Genomic DNA, 16,824 nt, shown 5'->3' with positions numbered 1-16,824 from the left:
CGCAAGAAAATTTACATATTTTTCACAAAGTTCTGAATTGTCTCTAATGCTCGATTAGCATGTTGTTCATTTCTCTCCTGCTTACCTTTAATTCTTTTTTCTAACTCTGGGAATAAACCAAAATTGGCATTCATAGGCTGGAAATTCTTTGGATTGGCGTTAGCAATATATCTTGCCATACTCCCAATAGCAGTCTCAATCGGAAACTCTACTGTTTCTTGGCCCTTCACAAGACGGGCAGCATTAATCCCTGCAATTAACCCACTAGCAGCTGATTCAACATACCCTTCTACGCCAGTCATTTGCCCAGCAAAGAATAAAGATTCTCTATTCTTAAATTGATAAGTTGATTTAAGCACTTTAGGAGAATTAATAAAAGTATTTCTATGCATAACACCGTATCTTACAATTTCAGCATTTTCTAAGCCTGGTATTAAACGAAGTACCTCTTTTTGTGGCCCCCATTTTAGATGCGTTTGGAATCCAACAATATTGTATAGTGTACCTGCTGCATCATCTTGACGTAATTGGACAACAGCATATGGCCTCTTCCCTGTTTTAGGATCCTCTAAACCAACAGGTTTCATCGGTCCAAAGAGCATTGTTTTCTTCCCACGAGATGCCATAACTTCGATAGGCATACAACCTTCAAAAAAGATTTCTTTCTCAAATTCTTTTAGCGGCACAGTTTCAGCATTAATTAACGCTTCGTAAAAAACATTGAACTCTTCCTCGTTCATCGGACAATTTAAATAAGCTGCTTCCCCTTTATCATATCGAGATTTCAAATAGACTTTATCCATATTAATGGAATCTTTTTCGATAATTGGTGCCGCTGCATCATAAAAATAAAGATAATCTTCCCCAGACAGTTCACGTAGTTTCTCAGAAAGTAATTCACTTGTTAATGGGCCTGTCGCAATAACAGTAATCCCTTCAGGAATATCCGTTACTTCCTCATTTATTACTGTCACATTCGGATGATTCTTCACTGCTTCAGTTACCCTTGCAGCGAAGTCATGGCGGTCAACAGCTAAAGCACCACCTGCAGGAACCGCACTATCATCTGCTGAAGAAATAATTACAGAATCTAGTTGTCTCATTTCTTCTTTTAATACACCTACAGCATTCGTTAAATTGTTGGCTCTTAAAGAATTACTACAAACTAATTCAGCAAATTTATCTGTATGGTGAGCTGCTGTTTGTCTAACTGGTCTCATTTCATATAAGCGTACTTGAATGCCTCGTTTAGCAATTTGCCAAGCGGCTTCACTTCCAGCTAACCCAGCCCCAACTACGTTTACTACCTGTTCAGTCATTATTTAATTCTCCTTACTTATTGTAAAATAATTTATATCATTCATTTAATTGTTCGTTTTAACTAAATCATAAACGAGTGTAATCTTTTAATCCCAAATTGCATTGTACAATATTACAAAAAAATTTGAAAGCATAAAGTATTTTTTTAACCGTTGTCCATCTTAGAACATCATTTGTCCATCCACTGTGTGATTTTAATGTTTTTTCAAATAATACATGATGTTATTGCTTTCAGCCTCTTAACCATTTTTACCACTTCAATCGCATTTTTATCATCTCATTTGATAACATTTCATCTTTTACTATTCACAAAAACTTCAAATTGTTTTTTGATTCCATCATTCATCATTGCTGATATAGAACAGTTAAACGAGATTTAATAGTTAGTAATTTTATAAAATAGCAATGACGATTTTTTCTTTACTTTCACATTCACATCACTCCATTCAGTTAACTCCTATCCCCCCTAGAAAATACTCCTTCTAATCTTTTTTTGACAAAAAACGCCTTTAAATATAAAACAAAACGAACAATTAATGTAAATAATTAATAATTGTTCGTTTCTGTGTCTCTCTATACTTTTTTATTAGAAATGGGCAAACCGTTACTCACTTCAATTTATCCTTGTTTCTCTTCTTTATAGTCACATTCAACACACTGTACTTGTACACCCTTTTTCAGTTTTTTCTCAACAAGTAGTGATTCACATTTTGGACAGCTTCTTGCTATCGGCTTATCCCATGAAATAAACTCACACTCAGGGTAGCGGTCACAACCATAAAAGATACGGCGTTTTTTACTTTTTCTCTCAATGATATTACCTTCTTTACAAGTAGGGCATTTCACACCGATTTCCTTCACAATTGCCTTTGTATTGCGGCACTCTGGAAAGTTACTGCAAGCCATAAACTTGCCATACCGTCCCATTTTGTATACCATCGGGCTTCCACATTGTTCACAATCTTCACCCGCAGGTTCGTCTTTAATTTCTATTTCCTGCATTTCTTTCTCTGCTACTTCTAAACGTTTTTCAAAACCTTGATAAAACTCATCAATAATTTTAACCCAATTTTCTTTTCCCTCTTCAATATAATCCAGATCTTGTTCCATTTTTGCAGTAAATTCCACATCTAATATCTCAGGGAAAAACTCCATTAATAGTACGGAAACGACTTCTCCTAATTCAGTTGGCACAAAACGTTTATTATCTAATGTGACATAGCCGCGCTTCTGAATGGTATCTAGCGTCGGTGCAAAAGTTGAAGGTCTACCTATACCTAGTTCTTCAAGCGTTTTGACTAACCTTGCTTCTGTATATCTTGGAGGGGGTTGCGTAAAGTGTTGTTTCGGTTCGATATCCTTCTTAACGACTTTATCTCCCACTTTTAAATTAGGAAGCATATTAGATTTTTCTTCCGTCTGATCATCTGTTCCTTCGACATATACTTTCATAAACCCAGGGAATTTAATCTTTGAACCGTTTGCTCTAAAGGTCACTTGACCGTTGATTAAATCAACACTCATTGTATCCATTATGGCAGGAGCCATTTGACTAGCAGTAAAACGTTCCCAGATTAAACGATATAAACGAAGCTGATCTCTTGAAAGATGCTCTTTCAGCGAATTCGGTTCCCTTAATATACTGGTAGGTCGGATGGCTTCATGTGCATCTTGAGCATTAGCGTTTTTCTTTTCTTTTCTTTTTGATGCTGGCAAATACTCTTTGCCATAATGGTTTGTAATATAATCCACTGCTTCACTTTGAGCAACTTCAGATACTCTCGTAGAATCCGTTCTCATATAAGTAATTAATCCAATTGTACCTTCTTTTCCCAAATCAATACCTTCGTAAAGCTGCTGAGCAAGCATCATTGTTTTCTTTGCACGGAAATTTAATTTTCTTGCTGCTTCCTGTTGAAGAGAAGATGTAGTAAAAGGAACTGCAGGATTTCTCTTTCTCTCCTTTTTCGTTACATCTGTTACTTCAAACTCATTATTCTTTAACTCTTTTAAAACGGATTGCACATCTTCTTCAGATTTCAACTCAAACTTTTTACCATTTAGAGCAAAAAAGCTTGCATCAAACGTAGATTTACCTTTGACAAATTCTCCATCTATGCTCCAATATTCTTCTGGCTCGAATTTGTTAATTTCCTTTTCTCTATCAAGGATTAAACGAACGGCAATTGATTGTACACGACCGGCGCTAAGCCCCTTTTTAACCTTTTTCCATAGTAGTGGACTAATATTATAGCCCACTAACCTATCTAGCATTCTTCTTGCTTGCTGGGCATCAACTAAATCCATATTAATCGCTCTTGGATGTTTAAAAGATTCTTTAATGGCATCTTTTGTGATTTCATTAAATACAACACGGCATTTTGAATCAATATCCATATCTAAGCTATGCGCCAAATGCCATGCAATTGCTTCCCCTTCGCGATCGGGGTCAGCTGCGAGATAAATTTTCTTCGCTTTTTTTGCAGCTGTTTTTAACTCTTTTAGTACTGGTCCCTTACCTCGAATCGTTATATATTTTGGTTCATAATTATTTTCAACATCTACACCCGTCTGGCTCTTAGGTAAATCCCTTACATGCCCCATGGATGCTTTCACTTTATATTTTTTCCCCAAGTATCTTTCTATTGTTTTTGCTTTAGCTGGGGATTCTACGATTACTAGAAAATCTGACATCCAGTTGTCCTCCTCAAGAGGGAATAAATTTGCTAAACCCGCTGTTTCTTTCATTTTAGATAAATGTTTATTGTTATTTATTGACCATTTTCTACCTATTTAAATGCTCAATCATATTTGTTCTTCGAAATATCCACTATTATTAATCAATTTATTTAGCTTTGTCAAATCTAAACCGCTACTATCGCCTCTCCATTTGTTGTCATACAAACAAACTTCTGAAGCAAAATGTATAACAGTTTTTCAATAATTTCAACCTTTTTCATAAAAATTCCTGTAAAATTTATGATTTTTGCCCCTAATATACCAGCTCTTCTATAATATCTTCCGCTGAAAGTATTAATTTCGCACCATTTTGAATCAGTTCATTCGTTCCGGAGAAAAAAGGGGAAAGAATGCCTCCTGGTACCGCAAACACATCTCTACCTTCTTGAACAGCAAAGTTAGCAGTAATAAGAGAACCGCTTTTCCTTTTTGCCTCAATGACTAAAGTCGCACGGCTAATACCACTAATTATGCGATTTCTCATTGGAAAATGCCATCTTTCCGCTTTTGTATGCGGTGGGTACTCTGATAACACAAGATGATTACGAGACATTTGCTGAAATAAATGGCGGTTACTTGTTGGATACATATTAAAAAATCCACTTCCCAATACACCAATCGTATGCCCACTCAAGTGCATAGCTACCTTATGAGCATGGGCATCTACTCCTTTTGCTAAACCACTTGCGATAATAAATCCTCTTTTTATGAGTGTGGGAAAAATTTCTTCGATTACTCTCGCCCCGTATTCAGTCATATTTCGACTTCCGACAACAGAAAGAATTGGTTTCATATTTAGTAACGACAAGTCTCCTTTTGCATAGAGAAACCAAGGTGGCTGATACGTTTCCCTCAAAAGCTTAGGATAATTTTCATCCATAATAGAAATGATTTGTATGTCATTGTTCACATATTGTGAAAGTAGCTCTTCCATGTTTAAGGTAAGCATCTCATCATTAATTTTATTTCTCGTATTTGCAGTTAGGAAGTGAAAATAAGGGAGAGGTTTTGGTCGCTGAAAAGAGATGGAGGAAAGGGTGGGATCTGCTTTTACAATTTGATATAACGTTTTCCACGATACAGATTGACAATGATGGAGAGCGAGTAGTTTAGTTGTCATCAAATCATTCATAAGAACACACTCCTTTTTCTAAATTTTAAGAAAATTATTTTATTTAATAAAGTCCCCTTCTTTATAAAGGGGACTTCATCTATTAATTAATGCGTTTTACATTTATCATAAAGATCAGTTTCTTTTAACACTTTAATAAGTGTTTCACCCATTACTGAAGGTGTATCAGCTACTTGTATTCCGCATTCATTCATTACACGGATTTTTTCATCAGCTGTTCCTTTACCACCAGAAATAATCGCACCAGCATGGCCCATACGTTTTCCTGGAGGCGCTGTACGACCACCAATAAAGCCAACAACAGGCTTAGTCATGTTCGCTTTTACCCACTCAGCAGCTTCTTCTTCTGCAGTACCACCGATTTCACCAATCATGATAACTGCATAAGTTTCAGGGTCATTATTAAACTCTTTTAGTACATCGATGAAGTTTGTACCATTAACAGGATCTCCACCAATACCTACTGCAGTTGTTTGTCCAATTCCAGCTTCTGATAATTGGTGCACTGCTTCATAAGTTAATGTACCAGAACGTGAAACTACGCCCACATGACCTTTTTTATGAATGTATCCTGGCATAATACCAATTTTACATTCATCTGCTGTAATAACACCAGGACAGTTAGGTCCAACTAGACGCGTTTTCTTACCTTCCATGTAACGTTTCACTTTCACCATATCAAGTACTGGAATGTGTTCTGTGATACAGATAGCAAGATCTAATTCAGCATCAGTTGCTTCCATGATTGAATCTGCAGCAAAAGGTGCTGGAACATAGATAACAGATGCAGTCGCACCAGTTGCTTCAACAGCTTCTTTCACAGTATTAAAAACAGGTACACCTTCAACTTCCATGCCACCCTTACCAGGAGTCACACCGCCGACAATTTTAGTACCATATTCAAGCATTTGTTTTGTATGGAATAGCGCAGTTGAACCGGTAATTCCTTGTACAATCACTTTTGTATCTTTATTAATAAATACGCTCATGTTTTTTTCTCCTTCCTGATTTCCGTATCTCAAAAATAATAACTAAGGCACGATGCCCATTATCACTTTTTTTCGTCATCTACCTATAGGTCTTATCCTACAAGTGATACGATTTTTTGCGCTCCGTCAGCCATAGAGTCTGCTGCAACGATTTCAACATCAGATTCAGCAAGAATTTTCTTACCTAAGTCCACATTTGTACCTTCTAAACGTACAACTAGAGGAACTTCTAATCCAACTTGTTTAGCCGCTTCAACAACACCTGTAGCAATAACATCACATTTCATAATTCCGCCAAAGATATTAACGAAAATACCTTTAACATTTTCATCAGAAAGGATAATTTTGAATGCTTCAGTTACTTTCTCAGCAGTCGCACCGCCCCCAACATCAAGGAAGTTTGCCGGATCGCCGCCATAATGCTTGATAATGTCCATTGTAGACATAGCAAGGCCCGCACCGTTAACCATACAACCAATGTTACCATCAAGTGCGATATAGCTTAAGTCATATTTAGAAGCTTCAATTTCTTTTGTATCTTCTTCCTCTAAATCACGCATTTCTAAAATGTCTTTACGACGATATAATGCGTTGCTATCGAAGTTTAATTTTGCATCAAGGGCCATTACTTTACCGTCCCCTGTTACAACTAATGGGTTTATTTCAGCAATTGAACAATCTTTTTCTACATATGCTTGATAAAGACCCATCATAAATTTAACAGCTTGGTTTACAAGCTTTGTAGGGATATTAATATTAAAAGCAATACGACGTGCTTGGAACGCTGTTAATCCAACAACTGGATCAATTTCTTCTTTAAAGATTTTCTCTGGAGTAGCTTCTGCTACTTCTTCAATTTCTGTTCCGCCTTCTTCAGAAGCCATTAGCGTTACACGAGAAGTTGCACGGTCTAAAACTAGTCCAACATAATATTCTTTTTGAATGTCGCAACCTTCTTCAATAAGCAAACGTTTTACTTCTTTTCCTTCTGGTCCTGTTTGGTGAGTAACAAGCGTTTTACCTAGAATTTCTTCAGCATATGTACGCACTTCTTCCAAGTTTTTAGCTACTTTTACTCCGCCAGCTTTTCCACGTCCACCTGCATGGATTTGCGCCTTTACAACACAAACGTCAGTACCTAATTCTTTTGCGGCTTCTACTGCTTCTTCAACAGTGAATGCTACTTTACCATTTGGTACTGCAACCCCGTATTGTCTGAGGACTTCTTTTCCTTGATACTCATGTATATTCATTTCCCATCCTCCTAACTAACTCTTCAAAAAATTAGACTGCGTTTACATTTTATATAATGTGACAAAAGTTGTCTACTGTATTAGCTGAAATATTCAATCAGCTGATTCAATACTTATTCAAAAAAAGTGCTTTAAGCCTTTATCTCATCGCATTTTTTCTATTTCAAAAAAATATTATTGTTTCAACTACTTCGCCTTTTCAAAAAGATGATTAATTACAATTCTCTTTACTTGAATGGGTCAAAAAGTATTATTGTTGATTCAGTGAACGGACGCCATTATTTCGCACTTCTCCGTCTTTCGCCTTTTTGTCTACTTGATAAATAAACGCGAAAACTTCCGCGACTACTTGATACAGCTCTTCAGGTATCTTTTCATTCATATTTAATTTTCCTAGTAACTCCACTAAAGAAGGGTCTTCTTGGATCGGTAATTCATGCTGTTGTGCAACAGTTATTATATTTTCTGCAATAAGCCCTTTTCCCTTTGCAGAAACGACCGGTGCATCCATCTTTTCTGAGTAAGTTAAGGCAACTGCTTGTTTAGCGTTTTGTCCATTCATATTCGCATATCCACACCTGTAATTTGTAATATATTCGCCTTATCCTTCTTATCCTCTTCCACTTTACTTGTTATTTCGGAAAAATTAATTTGTGTTAATTGATAATTCGTTTCGTTTAATTTACGTTTAATCAGCTCCTCATAAGGCTGCGTATCTGGGAGCAGTTCTTTGTTTTCAGTTGAAATATTCATCGTAATTACTCTGTTTTGAATCTGCAACTTTATATAAGTCTCACCCAATGTTTCCATATTTAAATGAAATAGCACCCGACAGAAACTTGGATCAATTTCTCCATTCTTTTTCCTTTTACTTGACCACTGCATTGAAAGGAGTTTACTGAATGGGCTTAGTGGAAATGGCAACTGCAGGGCAAAGTGTGAGAGTCCATTTGTATCATGTGAAAGTAACTGCATCCCAGTGATTTTATTTAATAACTCTTTAGCAGCTTCGGTGAGTGCAGGTTGCTGAATTTCTTTGATCAACTGTAAAATGAGTGGTTTAATCGCCTGAATGTTAATTGGCTGTCTTTCATTAAGTTGCTGTTCATAAGTTAAACCGAATATAGCTAATATGTACTTAAGTTCACTCTTTATCATCACTGGGTTATGTAATTGTTGCCTGTTTTCTTCTGCAATATTATACAAAAGTTGTTGCGCTTTTGAAAAAGCGTTTTTATTTGTGTTTTCTAGCACTTGAAGTTGTTCTTGCATACGTGAATAAACATCTACAAGTGCTAATGAGGTTTGCTTCATGGGGGTGGACGGATGGTCATATAATTTCGCCAGACCATCCTTTATTAAACTTGTTAGCTGGTTAGCATTTAAAGGCAATGTAATTTCTCCACTTTTTATGCTAGCCTGTAAATTAGTCCCACTCTCCCATGTATATGAAAAAGCATGATTTAATTTTGTTAATGTGAGCAAAAAAGGGGCCGTTTGTTTTTGTAATCCCCCGCTTTGTATATTTTGTAAAAGAGTTAATATTGCTTTATTTTTTTCACCTGAACTGGTATATAACAGTTGCTGAATGATTTGTGCTTCACTGCTTTTCGACGAAAATACACCTAACTTTTGTAGCAAGGAGAAACTTTCTTTTGCTTGAACGCTATTTTTCAGCCAGCCATCCATTAAACTTGTTAACATTTTATCATTGAAAAGATGGTTAAATTTATTTAAAAGGTTATCAAGTGTTTGAGCTGTTTCGTTATTGAGATAGGGCGTAAGCTTATGTTGAAGATTGTTTATTGCGAACGTGATTGTTGGCTCATTTTTCATGCTATGTACGGCGTTGAAAACTTCTTTAGTTAATGGTAATCGTCTATCTAGAAGTGTTTTAAACACAGCGATATCTTGTTTTGTATCCCCTGTCATCCAATGAATAAATGATTTTACAAGTGATTGAGTAAGTGGGATCTCTCGACTTTGAAACCATTTAAGGAGCTCAACCTTTTCTTGTGTAGCATTTATACCCATCGTTTGTAGAATCGCTTGGGGCGATATGCCTTTTAAAAGTTGATTTTCATCGATAATTTGTAAGTTAACTCCCTCACCATTCTTTTGCACCACAAACCAAATATCACTATTGTTAATAAGATTGATTGAGGTTTTCGCATAAATCTTCTGAGCCCCTATTTGAATTTCAGCCATGTTTTCCTCGTTCACCTTTACAACTTTGCCCTTTAACAATTGTCCCGGCCGTAACATGAGTGGCTGGTTTTTTATTTGATCTTTGGAAACCTGCGTTAATTCATTCACTTTCACCAACCTTATCACCTTCTATTGTCAATTAGAAAATCTTTAACTGGAGCAAAGCTACGGCGATGAATGGGCGATATTCCTTTTTCTTCAATTGCACGTAAATGTTCCTTTGTACCGTAGCCCATATTTTTCGCAAATCCATAGTCAGGATATTGTTGATCATAATCTTTCATCAACCTGTCACGTTCTACTTTTGCTACAACCGATGCAGCAGCAATACTAATACTTTTGCTATCACCCTTTATAATTGATTCACTCGGGTAGGGTGTGGGTAGTTTAACGGCATCAATAAGCAAAAAATCAGGTTGAGTATGCAAACTATTTACCGCATGTATCATCGCTTTTTTCGATGCCTCTAAAATATTCATTGTATCAATCTCATGATGATCAATCATACATGTTGAAACAGCAGTTGCTTCCTCCATAATTCTTTCATAATAATACAAACGTCTCTCTTCAGAGAGTTTTTTTGAATCATCAATACCTAGAAGCTGAATGTTCTCAGGTAAAATAACGGCGGCGGCTACAACTGGTCCAGCTAACGGTCCTCGCCCTACCTCATCTATACCGGCGATCAACCGATAACCTTCCCTATTAAATAGCTTTTCATATTTTTGCATAAGCTCGTACTTCTCTAGTAAGGCTTCTCGTTTTTCTATTTGCTTTTCCCATCGTCCTAATGCTTTTTGCACACCTTTTCTTTCATCTAATCTTAATGTTTTTATGTAGTCATCTTCTCTATCACTATTTTTTAATAATTGCTCTATTTCTTTAATCGATTTCATATCTGCACTCTCCTATTTCATCGACAGATTGGTCAAATTCTTAAACATTTGCGTTTATGGACGAAAAAATAAAGGCCTATGATTAAGACCTTTATAATCGGATAATGTACTTACTATATTCTTCTTTCCGTTCATGAACACATTACTCTTCTTCTATTATATCTTTCGGACTTTCTAATGTTAAGCGACCAAATTTTTCTGAGCGGAACTCTCTAATGATTAACTCTGTCACCTTATCATAATCAACTGTACCACCGCTCACTAAGCAGCCTCTTTTTTGGCCAATTTCATCAAATAGTTCTACGATTTCTTCAGGAAGCTCATTTAATTGATACCTTTCAACTAACTTCTCTGGGTAGTGTTCTGTCATAAATCTCAGAGCATAAACAGCAATATCTTGTAGATTTAAGATCGTATCTTTAATCGCACCAGTTAATGCAAGCTTTAAACCAATTTCTTGATCTTCGAATTTCGGCCATAAAATCCCTGGCGTGTCAAGTAGCTCCATCTCTTTTCCAACTTTAATCCAACTTTGTGCCTTCGTGACGCCAGGCTTATTACCTGTTTTGGCGATATTCTTCTTCGCCAGGCGGTTAATTAAGGTTGACTTACCTGCATTAGGTATGCCAACTATCATCGCTCGAATGGCTCGCGGCCTTATTCCCTTTGCTTTTTGCTTGTCGAATTTCTCTTGAAGTAATTGTTTTGCTGCTAGAGTAATGTCCTTCATACCCTGGCCATCTTGTGAATTAATACTAATTGCGGTTAACCCTTTGCTTTTAAAATAGTCAATCCACTGTTTCGTTAGGATAGGATCTGCCATATCTGCTTTATTAAGCAATACTAATCTAGGCTTTTGTTGAATAATCTGTTCAATCATTGGATTGCGTGAGGATAGAGGAATCCTTGCATCAACCAATTCAAAAATAATATCGACTAACTTTAACTTCTCAGTTACTTCTCGTCTAGCTTTCGCCATATGTCCTGGAAACCATTGTATTGTCATTACGTATCATCACCTTTAAATTCACATTTCAAATTTACGCTTTATTAAACATTTAAATTACCTACAAAAAAACACAATCATGGCGCTTGTTTAAGAAAAAGGATAAACCCATTCTTTAAGTTAAGAGAAATCATGCAATAATCATCTTAAGCGCCATATTGTGTTTTAGATGTTATCATTCATTCAAATCTACTTAATTAATCTAATATCCTCAATCGGCCAATAAATAATTCCAGCAGTTCCTAATACATCTTCCATAGGAACTGGGCCAATATGACGGCTATCTTTACTAAAGCGGCGATTATCACCCATCACAAACAAATGGCCCTCAGGCACTGTTTCTTGGCCGATTTTCTCCTCTAGCGTAAATGGCTCTGTTAATGGACCATCAGCTACTTGTTGCTTATATTCGTCAAGATATGGCTCCTCATAAGGTTCCCCATTTACGTATAATGTATCATCCTTATATTCAATTTTGTCTCCAGGTAAACCAATGACCCTTTTAATATAATCTTTATTTTCTGGTGCATGAAAAACAATGATATCGAACCGATCAGGCTCTCCAATTTTATAACTGAATTTATTAACAATCATTCGGTCTTGATCATGCAGTGTCGGCATCATCGATAATCCGTCTACCACTATCGGTGCAAAAAGAAAATATCTAATAATTGCTGCTAGCAAGACGGCGACAACTAATGCCTTTGTCCATTCCCATAATTCACTTTTCTTCTTAGCCATCGTTTCCCCACCATTCTTTCTCTTTTAAAAGCATAGCCACTTATACAGTTGCGTTTTATTCTCTCGATTATTGACATACTCTTATTTTATACATAAAAGAAGTAGACGATGCAACTATACAATGAACTATTGTTTGATTTAGTAGAATCAAACTGCTTCTTCACCCTACCAATGCTGAAAAAACAGCCTATAAGTATGTTATTATCATATCAGAAATGAGAAATATGTATAGAAAAAGAGCTTGTAAAAATACAAGCTCTCCTTTCTTCATTTTAACTAAGGTAACATAAGTTGAACTTACATCCCTTTTGTTAAACCGATTATCGAATTTCTTTAATACGAGCTTTTTTACCACGTAGGTTACGTAGGTAGTAAAGTTTCGCACGACGGACTTTACCGCGACGAATTACTTCAAGCTTCGCAATTTTAGGTGTGTGTACAGGGAATGTACGCTCTACGCCTACACCGTAAGAAATCTTACGAACTGTGAAAGTTTCGCTAATTCCACCACCACGACGCTTAATCACAACTCCTTCGTATACTTGGATACGCTCACGAGTTCCCTCTACGATACTAACGTGTACACGTACAGTATCCCCAGGACGGAATTCAGGTAGATCCGAACGAAGTTGTTCTTGAGTGATTTCTTGAATTAATTTATGCATCGTTTTCAACTCCTCCCAAGACGCTCATGCAAACCATTTGTGTTACAGCGGAACATCGTTATCAGACAAAAGACTTTTAACAAGCCCAAGTCACAAAGATTATAATACCATATCATCCGCAGAACATCAATGTTAAATCTGTTCTTTTTTTATTTCTTCTAACCAATTTCTTTCTTCATCAGTCAAATCTATTTGTTCAAGTAAATCAGGACGTCGTTGATATGTTCTCTTTAACGTTTCCCTCTGTCGCCATTGTTCAATATGAAGATGGTTTCCTGAGGTTAATACGTCCGGGACTTTCAATCCTCGAAAATCAGCTGGTCTCGTATAATGAGGGTGTTCAAGCATCCCGGTACTAAAAGAATCTTTCATATGTGACTCTTGATTTCCTAAAACATTAGGCAATAATCTCACCACACTGTCAATGACAACCATTGCTCCTAATTCTCCACCTGTTAATACATAATCACCAATGGAAATTTCATCAGTTACAATATGTTCACGGATCCGTTCATCATAACCTTCATAATGTCCACATATAAAAATAAGATGCTCACTTTCGGCAAGCTCTTCAGCCTTTTTCTGTGTAAACCTTTCCCCTTGAGGACATAGAAGAATAACACGAGGATTTGCATCACTTTTACTCTTTATATCACTGACAGCATCAAAAATCGGCTGTGGTTTTAACACCATACCCGCTCCGCCACCATAGGGATAGTCATCGACTGTTTGATGTTTATTATCCGCATATTCCCTAAAGTTCACTACATTATAGGATGCAGCTCCTGCTTCACTTGCTTTTTTTAAGATAGAGTGACCGAATACACCTGCAAACATTTCTGGAAATAGAGATAGTACATCTATTTTCATTATAATAGCCCTTCTAACAAATCGACCATAATCTTCTTATCAGCGATATTTACTTCCTTTACGACATCAGCGATATAAGGAATGAGGATTTCTTTTTTCTGCTTACCTTTAATCACCCAAACATCATTCGCACCTGGTGAAAGAATTTCTTTAATTTCACCAAGCTCTTCACCATCCATCGTATAGACTTTACACCCAATGATTTCGTGATAATAAAACTCATCTTCTTCTAATGCACTCAATTGCGATTCATTTACTTTTAAAATGCCACCTTTAAGCTTTTCAGCTTCTTGCATACCGACAACCTCTTCAAAAGTAAGTAAATCAAAAGACTTATGTGTACGGTGGGATAAAACTGTTAATTCTCTCCCTTGTTTATTATCAGGCATAAATAAGGTCAATTTATTTCCTGGTGAATAGCGTTCTTCTGTAAAATCTGTTCGAGAAATGACGCGAACTTCACCACGAACACCATGGGTATTTACAATTTTACCTACATTAAACCATGTTTCCATTTCATACTCACCTCTAGCGGATATCGTCAACCAATCCATCTTTAATGATAATCGTTTTTCCTTTTTCGATCTCTTCCCAATTATCTCCCTTTTCGATGGTTATTAACGATTGAACTTCTTTTTCTTTTAATTCACTTCCAAGTGGAAGCATATGTAACTGCTCTATTTGAAAATCAAGTAATTTCATTTTTTCATTTCTTGATTCTATTTCTTTATCAAAAAAGGAGCGAAGATGGCCATTTTGGGCCTTTTGGTTCTTCTCCCACTTTCTCATTTCAAACTTAAATTGATCACATTCTTTTTGTAGTTGCTGTTTTTTCCATTCATAGTTATTTAATAATTCCTGTTTACTCGTTTCAGTTAAAACTTGTTTCACAGTAACCGTTTGAATAATTTGCAAGATCAACCAGCCTCCATTCAATAATAGAATGTGAAAATTTTGTTTAATGGTGAAAAAAGGAGGGTCTCCCCTCCTTTCTCATGTTTGTTTATTCAGCTATATCGATAGAATCGATTATTTAATTTCTAAGAAAATCTTTTTTTCTTGAGAAGTACCTGCTGCATAAACAACAGTTCTTATCGCTTTTGCAATGCGCCCTTGCTTACCAATTACCTTCCCCATGTCATTCTTGTTGACAGAAAGCAAATAGGTCACCGCTCGGTTTTCTTCACGAATACTCACTTGAATATCTTCAGGAAAATCAACCAGGGGCTTCACAATTGTCTCGATAAGGTCCTTGATCATAAGTTAATCACTTATTTTGCATGCTTTGCATTATGGAATTTTTCCATAATACCAGCATTTGAGAATAAGTTACGAACCGTATCAGAAGGTTTAGCACCATCTTGTAACCATTTAAGCGCTAGTTCTTCATTGATATCAACACTTGCTGGTTGAGCAACTGGGTTATAAGTTCCTACAGTTTCAATGAAACGTCCATCACGTGGTGAACGAGAATCAGCTACTACAATACGATAGAAAGGAGATTTTTTAGCTCCCATACGTTTTAAACGAATTTTTACTGCCATTTTTAAAGCACCTCCGAATAGTTTCACACAAGATAGTATATTATCAGATACTACCCTGGTTTGTAAAGGTTTTTTTCTTTACATAGTATTTTTTTATTAAAAAGGGTTAAAAGGAAGCTTTAAACCGCCCTTTTTCTTCCCTTTTTGTTGCATTCCTGACATCTGTTTCATCATTTTTTTCATTTCTTCAAACTGCTTCAGTAAGCGATTGACCTCAGGGACCGTTCGTCCACTACCTCTTGCAATTCGTTTTCTTCTACCTGCATTAATAATCTCAGGCTGATTTTTTTCTTCATGTGTCATTGATTGAATAATGGCTTCAACATGGGCAATTTGTTTATCATCAATTTTTAAGTTATTCAGCCCTTTTACCTTGTTTGCACCAGGCATCATTTTTAATAATTCATCGAGCGGTCCCATGGTCTTCACTTGACCAAGTTGCTCTAGAAAATCATCAAGTGTGAACGAAGCCGTACGCATTTTCTTTTCTAGCTCTTTCGCTTTTTCCTCATCTACATTGGCTTGCGCCTTTTCAATAAGTGAAAGCACGTCACCCATACCTAAAATTCTTTGAGCCATTCTCTCTGGATGAAAAGCTTCAATTGCATCTAACTTCTCACCAAGTCCAATAAATTTAATCGGTGTTTCGGTGACTGAGCGAATAGATAGCGCTGCTCCACCACGGGTATCACCATCTAATTTAGTTAATACCACACCAGTGAGCCCGAGCTGTTCGTTAAAACTAGACGCTACATTAACAGCATCTTGTCCCGTCATTGCATCGACTACAAGGAAGATTTCGTCTGGATTTGTCAAGTCCTTTACATCTTTAAGCTCAGTCATCAGGGTTTCATCCACATGTAAACGACCAGCTGTATCGATTAGCACATAATCATGATGGTCTTCCTTCGCTTTAGCAATGGCTTGTTTGGCAATTTCAACAGGACTTACTTGATCTCCTAAGGAAAACACAGGCATATTAATTTGCTTGCCCAATGTCTCCAATTGCTTAATAGCCGCTGGTCGATAAATATCAGCTGCCACTAACATCGGATTACGGTTATATTTCTTCCTTAATAAGTTTGCAAGCTTTCCTGTTGTTGTCGTCTTACCTGCCCCTTGTAACCCAACCATCATAATAACAGTTGGTGGACGATTGCTAACAGCGATTTTACTTTGTTCGCCGCCCATAAGCTCTGTTAATTCTTCTTTAACAATTTTGATGACTTGTTGTCCTGGAGTCAGACTTTTCATTACATCTTGTCCGACAGCACGTTCGCTTACCTTTTTGACGAATTGTTTAACTACTTTAAAGTTAACATCAGCTTCAAGTAATGCTAAGCGAACTTCACGCATCATTTCCTTTACATCCGCTTCACTTACTTTTCCTTTTCCACGGATTTTTTGAATTGTATTCTGCAGTCGGTCGGCTAAACCTTCAAATGCCATGCACGCCGCCTC

At 36.6% G+C, this 16,824-nt stretch carries 17 protein-coding genes; all 17 read right to left on the bottom strand.

All coding sequences use genetic code 11. The features are described 5' to 3' along the window. Positions 1-11 precede the first annotated feature (11 nt). Positions 12-1,319, bottom strand: coding sequence for an FADH(2)-oxidizing methylenetetrahydrofolate--tRNA-(uracil(54)-C(5))-methyltransferase TrmFO (gene trmFO, locus LCM23_RS20535; RefSeq protein WP_224938593.1), 1,308 nt, complete (start codon positions 1,317-1,319; stop codon positions 12-14). A 619-nt stretch (positions 1,320-1,938) separates the two neighbouring features. Then, positions 1,939-4,014, bottom strand: a complete 2,076-nt coding sequence (topA, locus tag LCM23_RS20530; protein ID WP_224938592.1) for a type I DNA topoisomerase — start codon at positions 4,012-4,014, stop codon at positions 1,939-1,941. Between the two features lie 298 nt (positions 4,015-4,312). Continuing rightward, complete coding sequence (gene dprA, locus LCM23_RS20525; protein WP_224938591.1) at positions 4,313-5,191, bottom strand: DNA-processing protein DprA; 879 nt, start codon at positions 5,189-5,191, stop codon at positions 4,313-4,315. An 86-nt stretch (positions 5,192-5,277) separates the two neighbouring features. Further along, on the bottom strand, positions 5,278-6,180 hold the full coding sequence (sucD, locus tag LCM23_RS20520; protein WP_095369542.1) for a succinate--CoA ligase subunit alpha: 903 nt from the start codon (positions 6,178-6,180) through the stop codon (positions 5,278-5,280). 92 nt (positions 6,181-6,272) lie between these two features. Beyond that, the gene (gene sucC, locus LCM23_RS20515; protein ID WP_095369543.1) at positions 6,273-7,433 is read right to left on the bottom strand and encodes an ADP-forming succinate--CoA ligase subunit beta; all 1,161 of its coding nucleotides are present in this window, start codon (positions 7,431-7,433) and stop codon (positions 6,273-6,275) included. 250 nt (positions 7,434-7,683) lie between these two features. Then, positions 7,684-7,995 carry an EscU/YscU/HrcU family type III secretion system export apparatus switch protein gene (locus LCM23_RS20510; RefSeq protein WP_224938590.1) on the bottom strand — a complete coding sequence of 104 codons (312 nt, stop codon included), beginning with the start codon at positions 7,993-7,995 and terminating at the stop codon, positions 7,684-7,686. Beyond that, positions 7,992-9,755: a hypothetical protein gene (locus LCM23_RS20505; protein ID WP_224938589.1), complete on the bottom strand. Its 1,764-nt coding sequence runs from the start codon at positions 9,753-9,755 to the stop codon at positions 7,992-7,994. The genes LCM23_RS20510 and LCM23_RS20505 overlap by 4 nt, the downstream gene beginning before the upstream one ends. An 8-nt stretch (positions 9,756-9,763) precedes the next feature. Next, positions 9,764-10,537 carry a ribonuclease HII gene (locus LCM23_RS20500; RefSeq protein ID WP_224938588.1) on the bottom strand — a complete coding sequence of 258 codons (774 nt, stop codon included), beginning with the start codon at positions 10,535-10,537 and terminating at the stop codon, positions 9,764-9,766. Positions 10,538-10,679: 142 nt separating this feature from the next. Further along, the gene (gene ylqF, locus LCM23_RS20495; protein WP_224938587.1) at positions 10,680-11,543 is read right to left on the bottom strand and encodes a ribosome biogenesis GTPase YlqF; all 864 of its coding nucleotides are present in this window, start codon (positions 11,541-11,543) and stop codon (positions 10,680-10,682) included. Positions 11,544-11,732: 189 nt separating this feature from the next. Then, entirely contained in the window at positions 11,733-12,284 is a 552-nt protein-coding gene (lepB, locus tag LCM23_RS20490) for a signal peptidase I (protein WP_095369548.1), read from the bottom strand. Positions 12,285-12,604: 320 nt separating this feature from the next. Further along, a complete protein-coding gene (gene rplS / locus LCM23_RS20485; RefSeq protein ID WP_095369549.1) occupies positions 12,605-12,949 on the bottom strand; it encodes a 50S ribosomal protein L19 in 345 nt (114 codons plus the stop codon). 132 nt (positions 12,950-13,081) lie between these two features. Beyond that, the gene (trmD, locus tag LCM23_RS20480; protein WP_224938586.1) at positions 13,082-13,819 is read right to left on the bottom strand and encodes a tRNA (guanosine(37)-N1)-methyltransferase TrmD; all 738 of its coding nucleotides are present in this window, start codon (positions 13,817-13,819) and stop codon (positions 13,082-13,084) included. Then, a complete protein-coding gene (gene rimM, locus LCM23_RS20475) occupies positions 13,819-14,334 on the bottom strand; it encodes a ribosome maturation factor RimM (RefSeq protein ID WP_224938585.1) in 516 nt (171 codons plus the stop codon). Before rimM ends, trmD begins: the two co-directional genes overlap by 1 nt. Before the next feature lie 13 nt (positions 14,335-14,347). Then, positions 14,348-14,734, bottom strand: a complete 387-nt coding sequence (locus tag LCM23_RS20470) for a YlqD family protein (protein WP_095369552.1) — start codon at positions 14,732-14,734, stop codon at positions 14,348-14,350. A gap of 114 nt (positions 14,735-14,848) precedes the next feature. Then, positions 14,849-15,076, bottom strand: a complete 228-nt coding sequence (locus tag LCM23_RS20465) for a KH domain-containing protein (RefSeq protein WP_095373476.1) — start codon at positions 15,074-15,076, stop codon at positions 14,849-14,851. Positions 15,077-15,090: 14 nt separating this feature from the next. Then, positions 15,091-15,363, bottom strand: coding sequence for a 30S ribosomal protein S16 (gene rpsP, locus LCM23_RS20460; RefSeq protein ID WP_095369553.1), 273 nt, complete (start codon positions 15,361-15,363; stop codon positions 15,091-15,093). Between the two features lie 96 nt (positions 15,364-15,459). After that, on the bottom strand, positions 15,460-16,812 hold the full coding sequence (gene ffh, locus LCM23_RS20455; RefSeq protein ID WP_224938584.1) for a signal recognition particle protein: 1,353 nt from the start codon (positions 16,810-16,812) through the stop codon (positions 15,460-15,462). Positions 16,813-16,824 lie beyond the last annotated feature (12 nt).

It is taken from the genome of Cytobacillus kochii (assembly GCF_020171845.1).
Classification (GTDB): Bacteria; Bacillota; Bacilli; order Bacillales; family Cytobacillaceae; genus Cytobacillus; species Cytobacillus kochii.
Note: the sequence above shows the minus strand (reverse complement) of the source record. Positions and strands in the feature narration are given on the sequence as shown.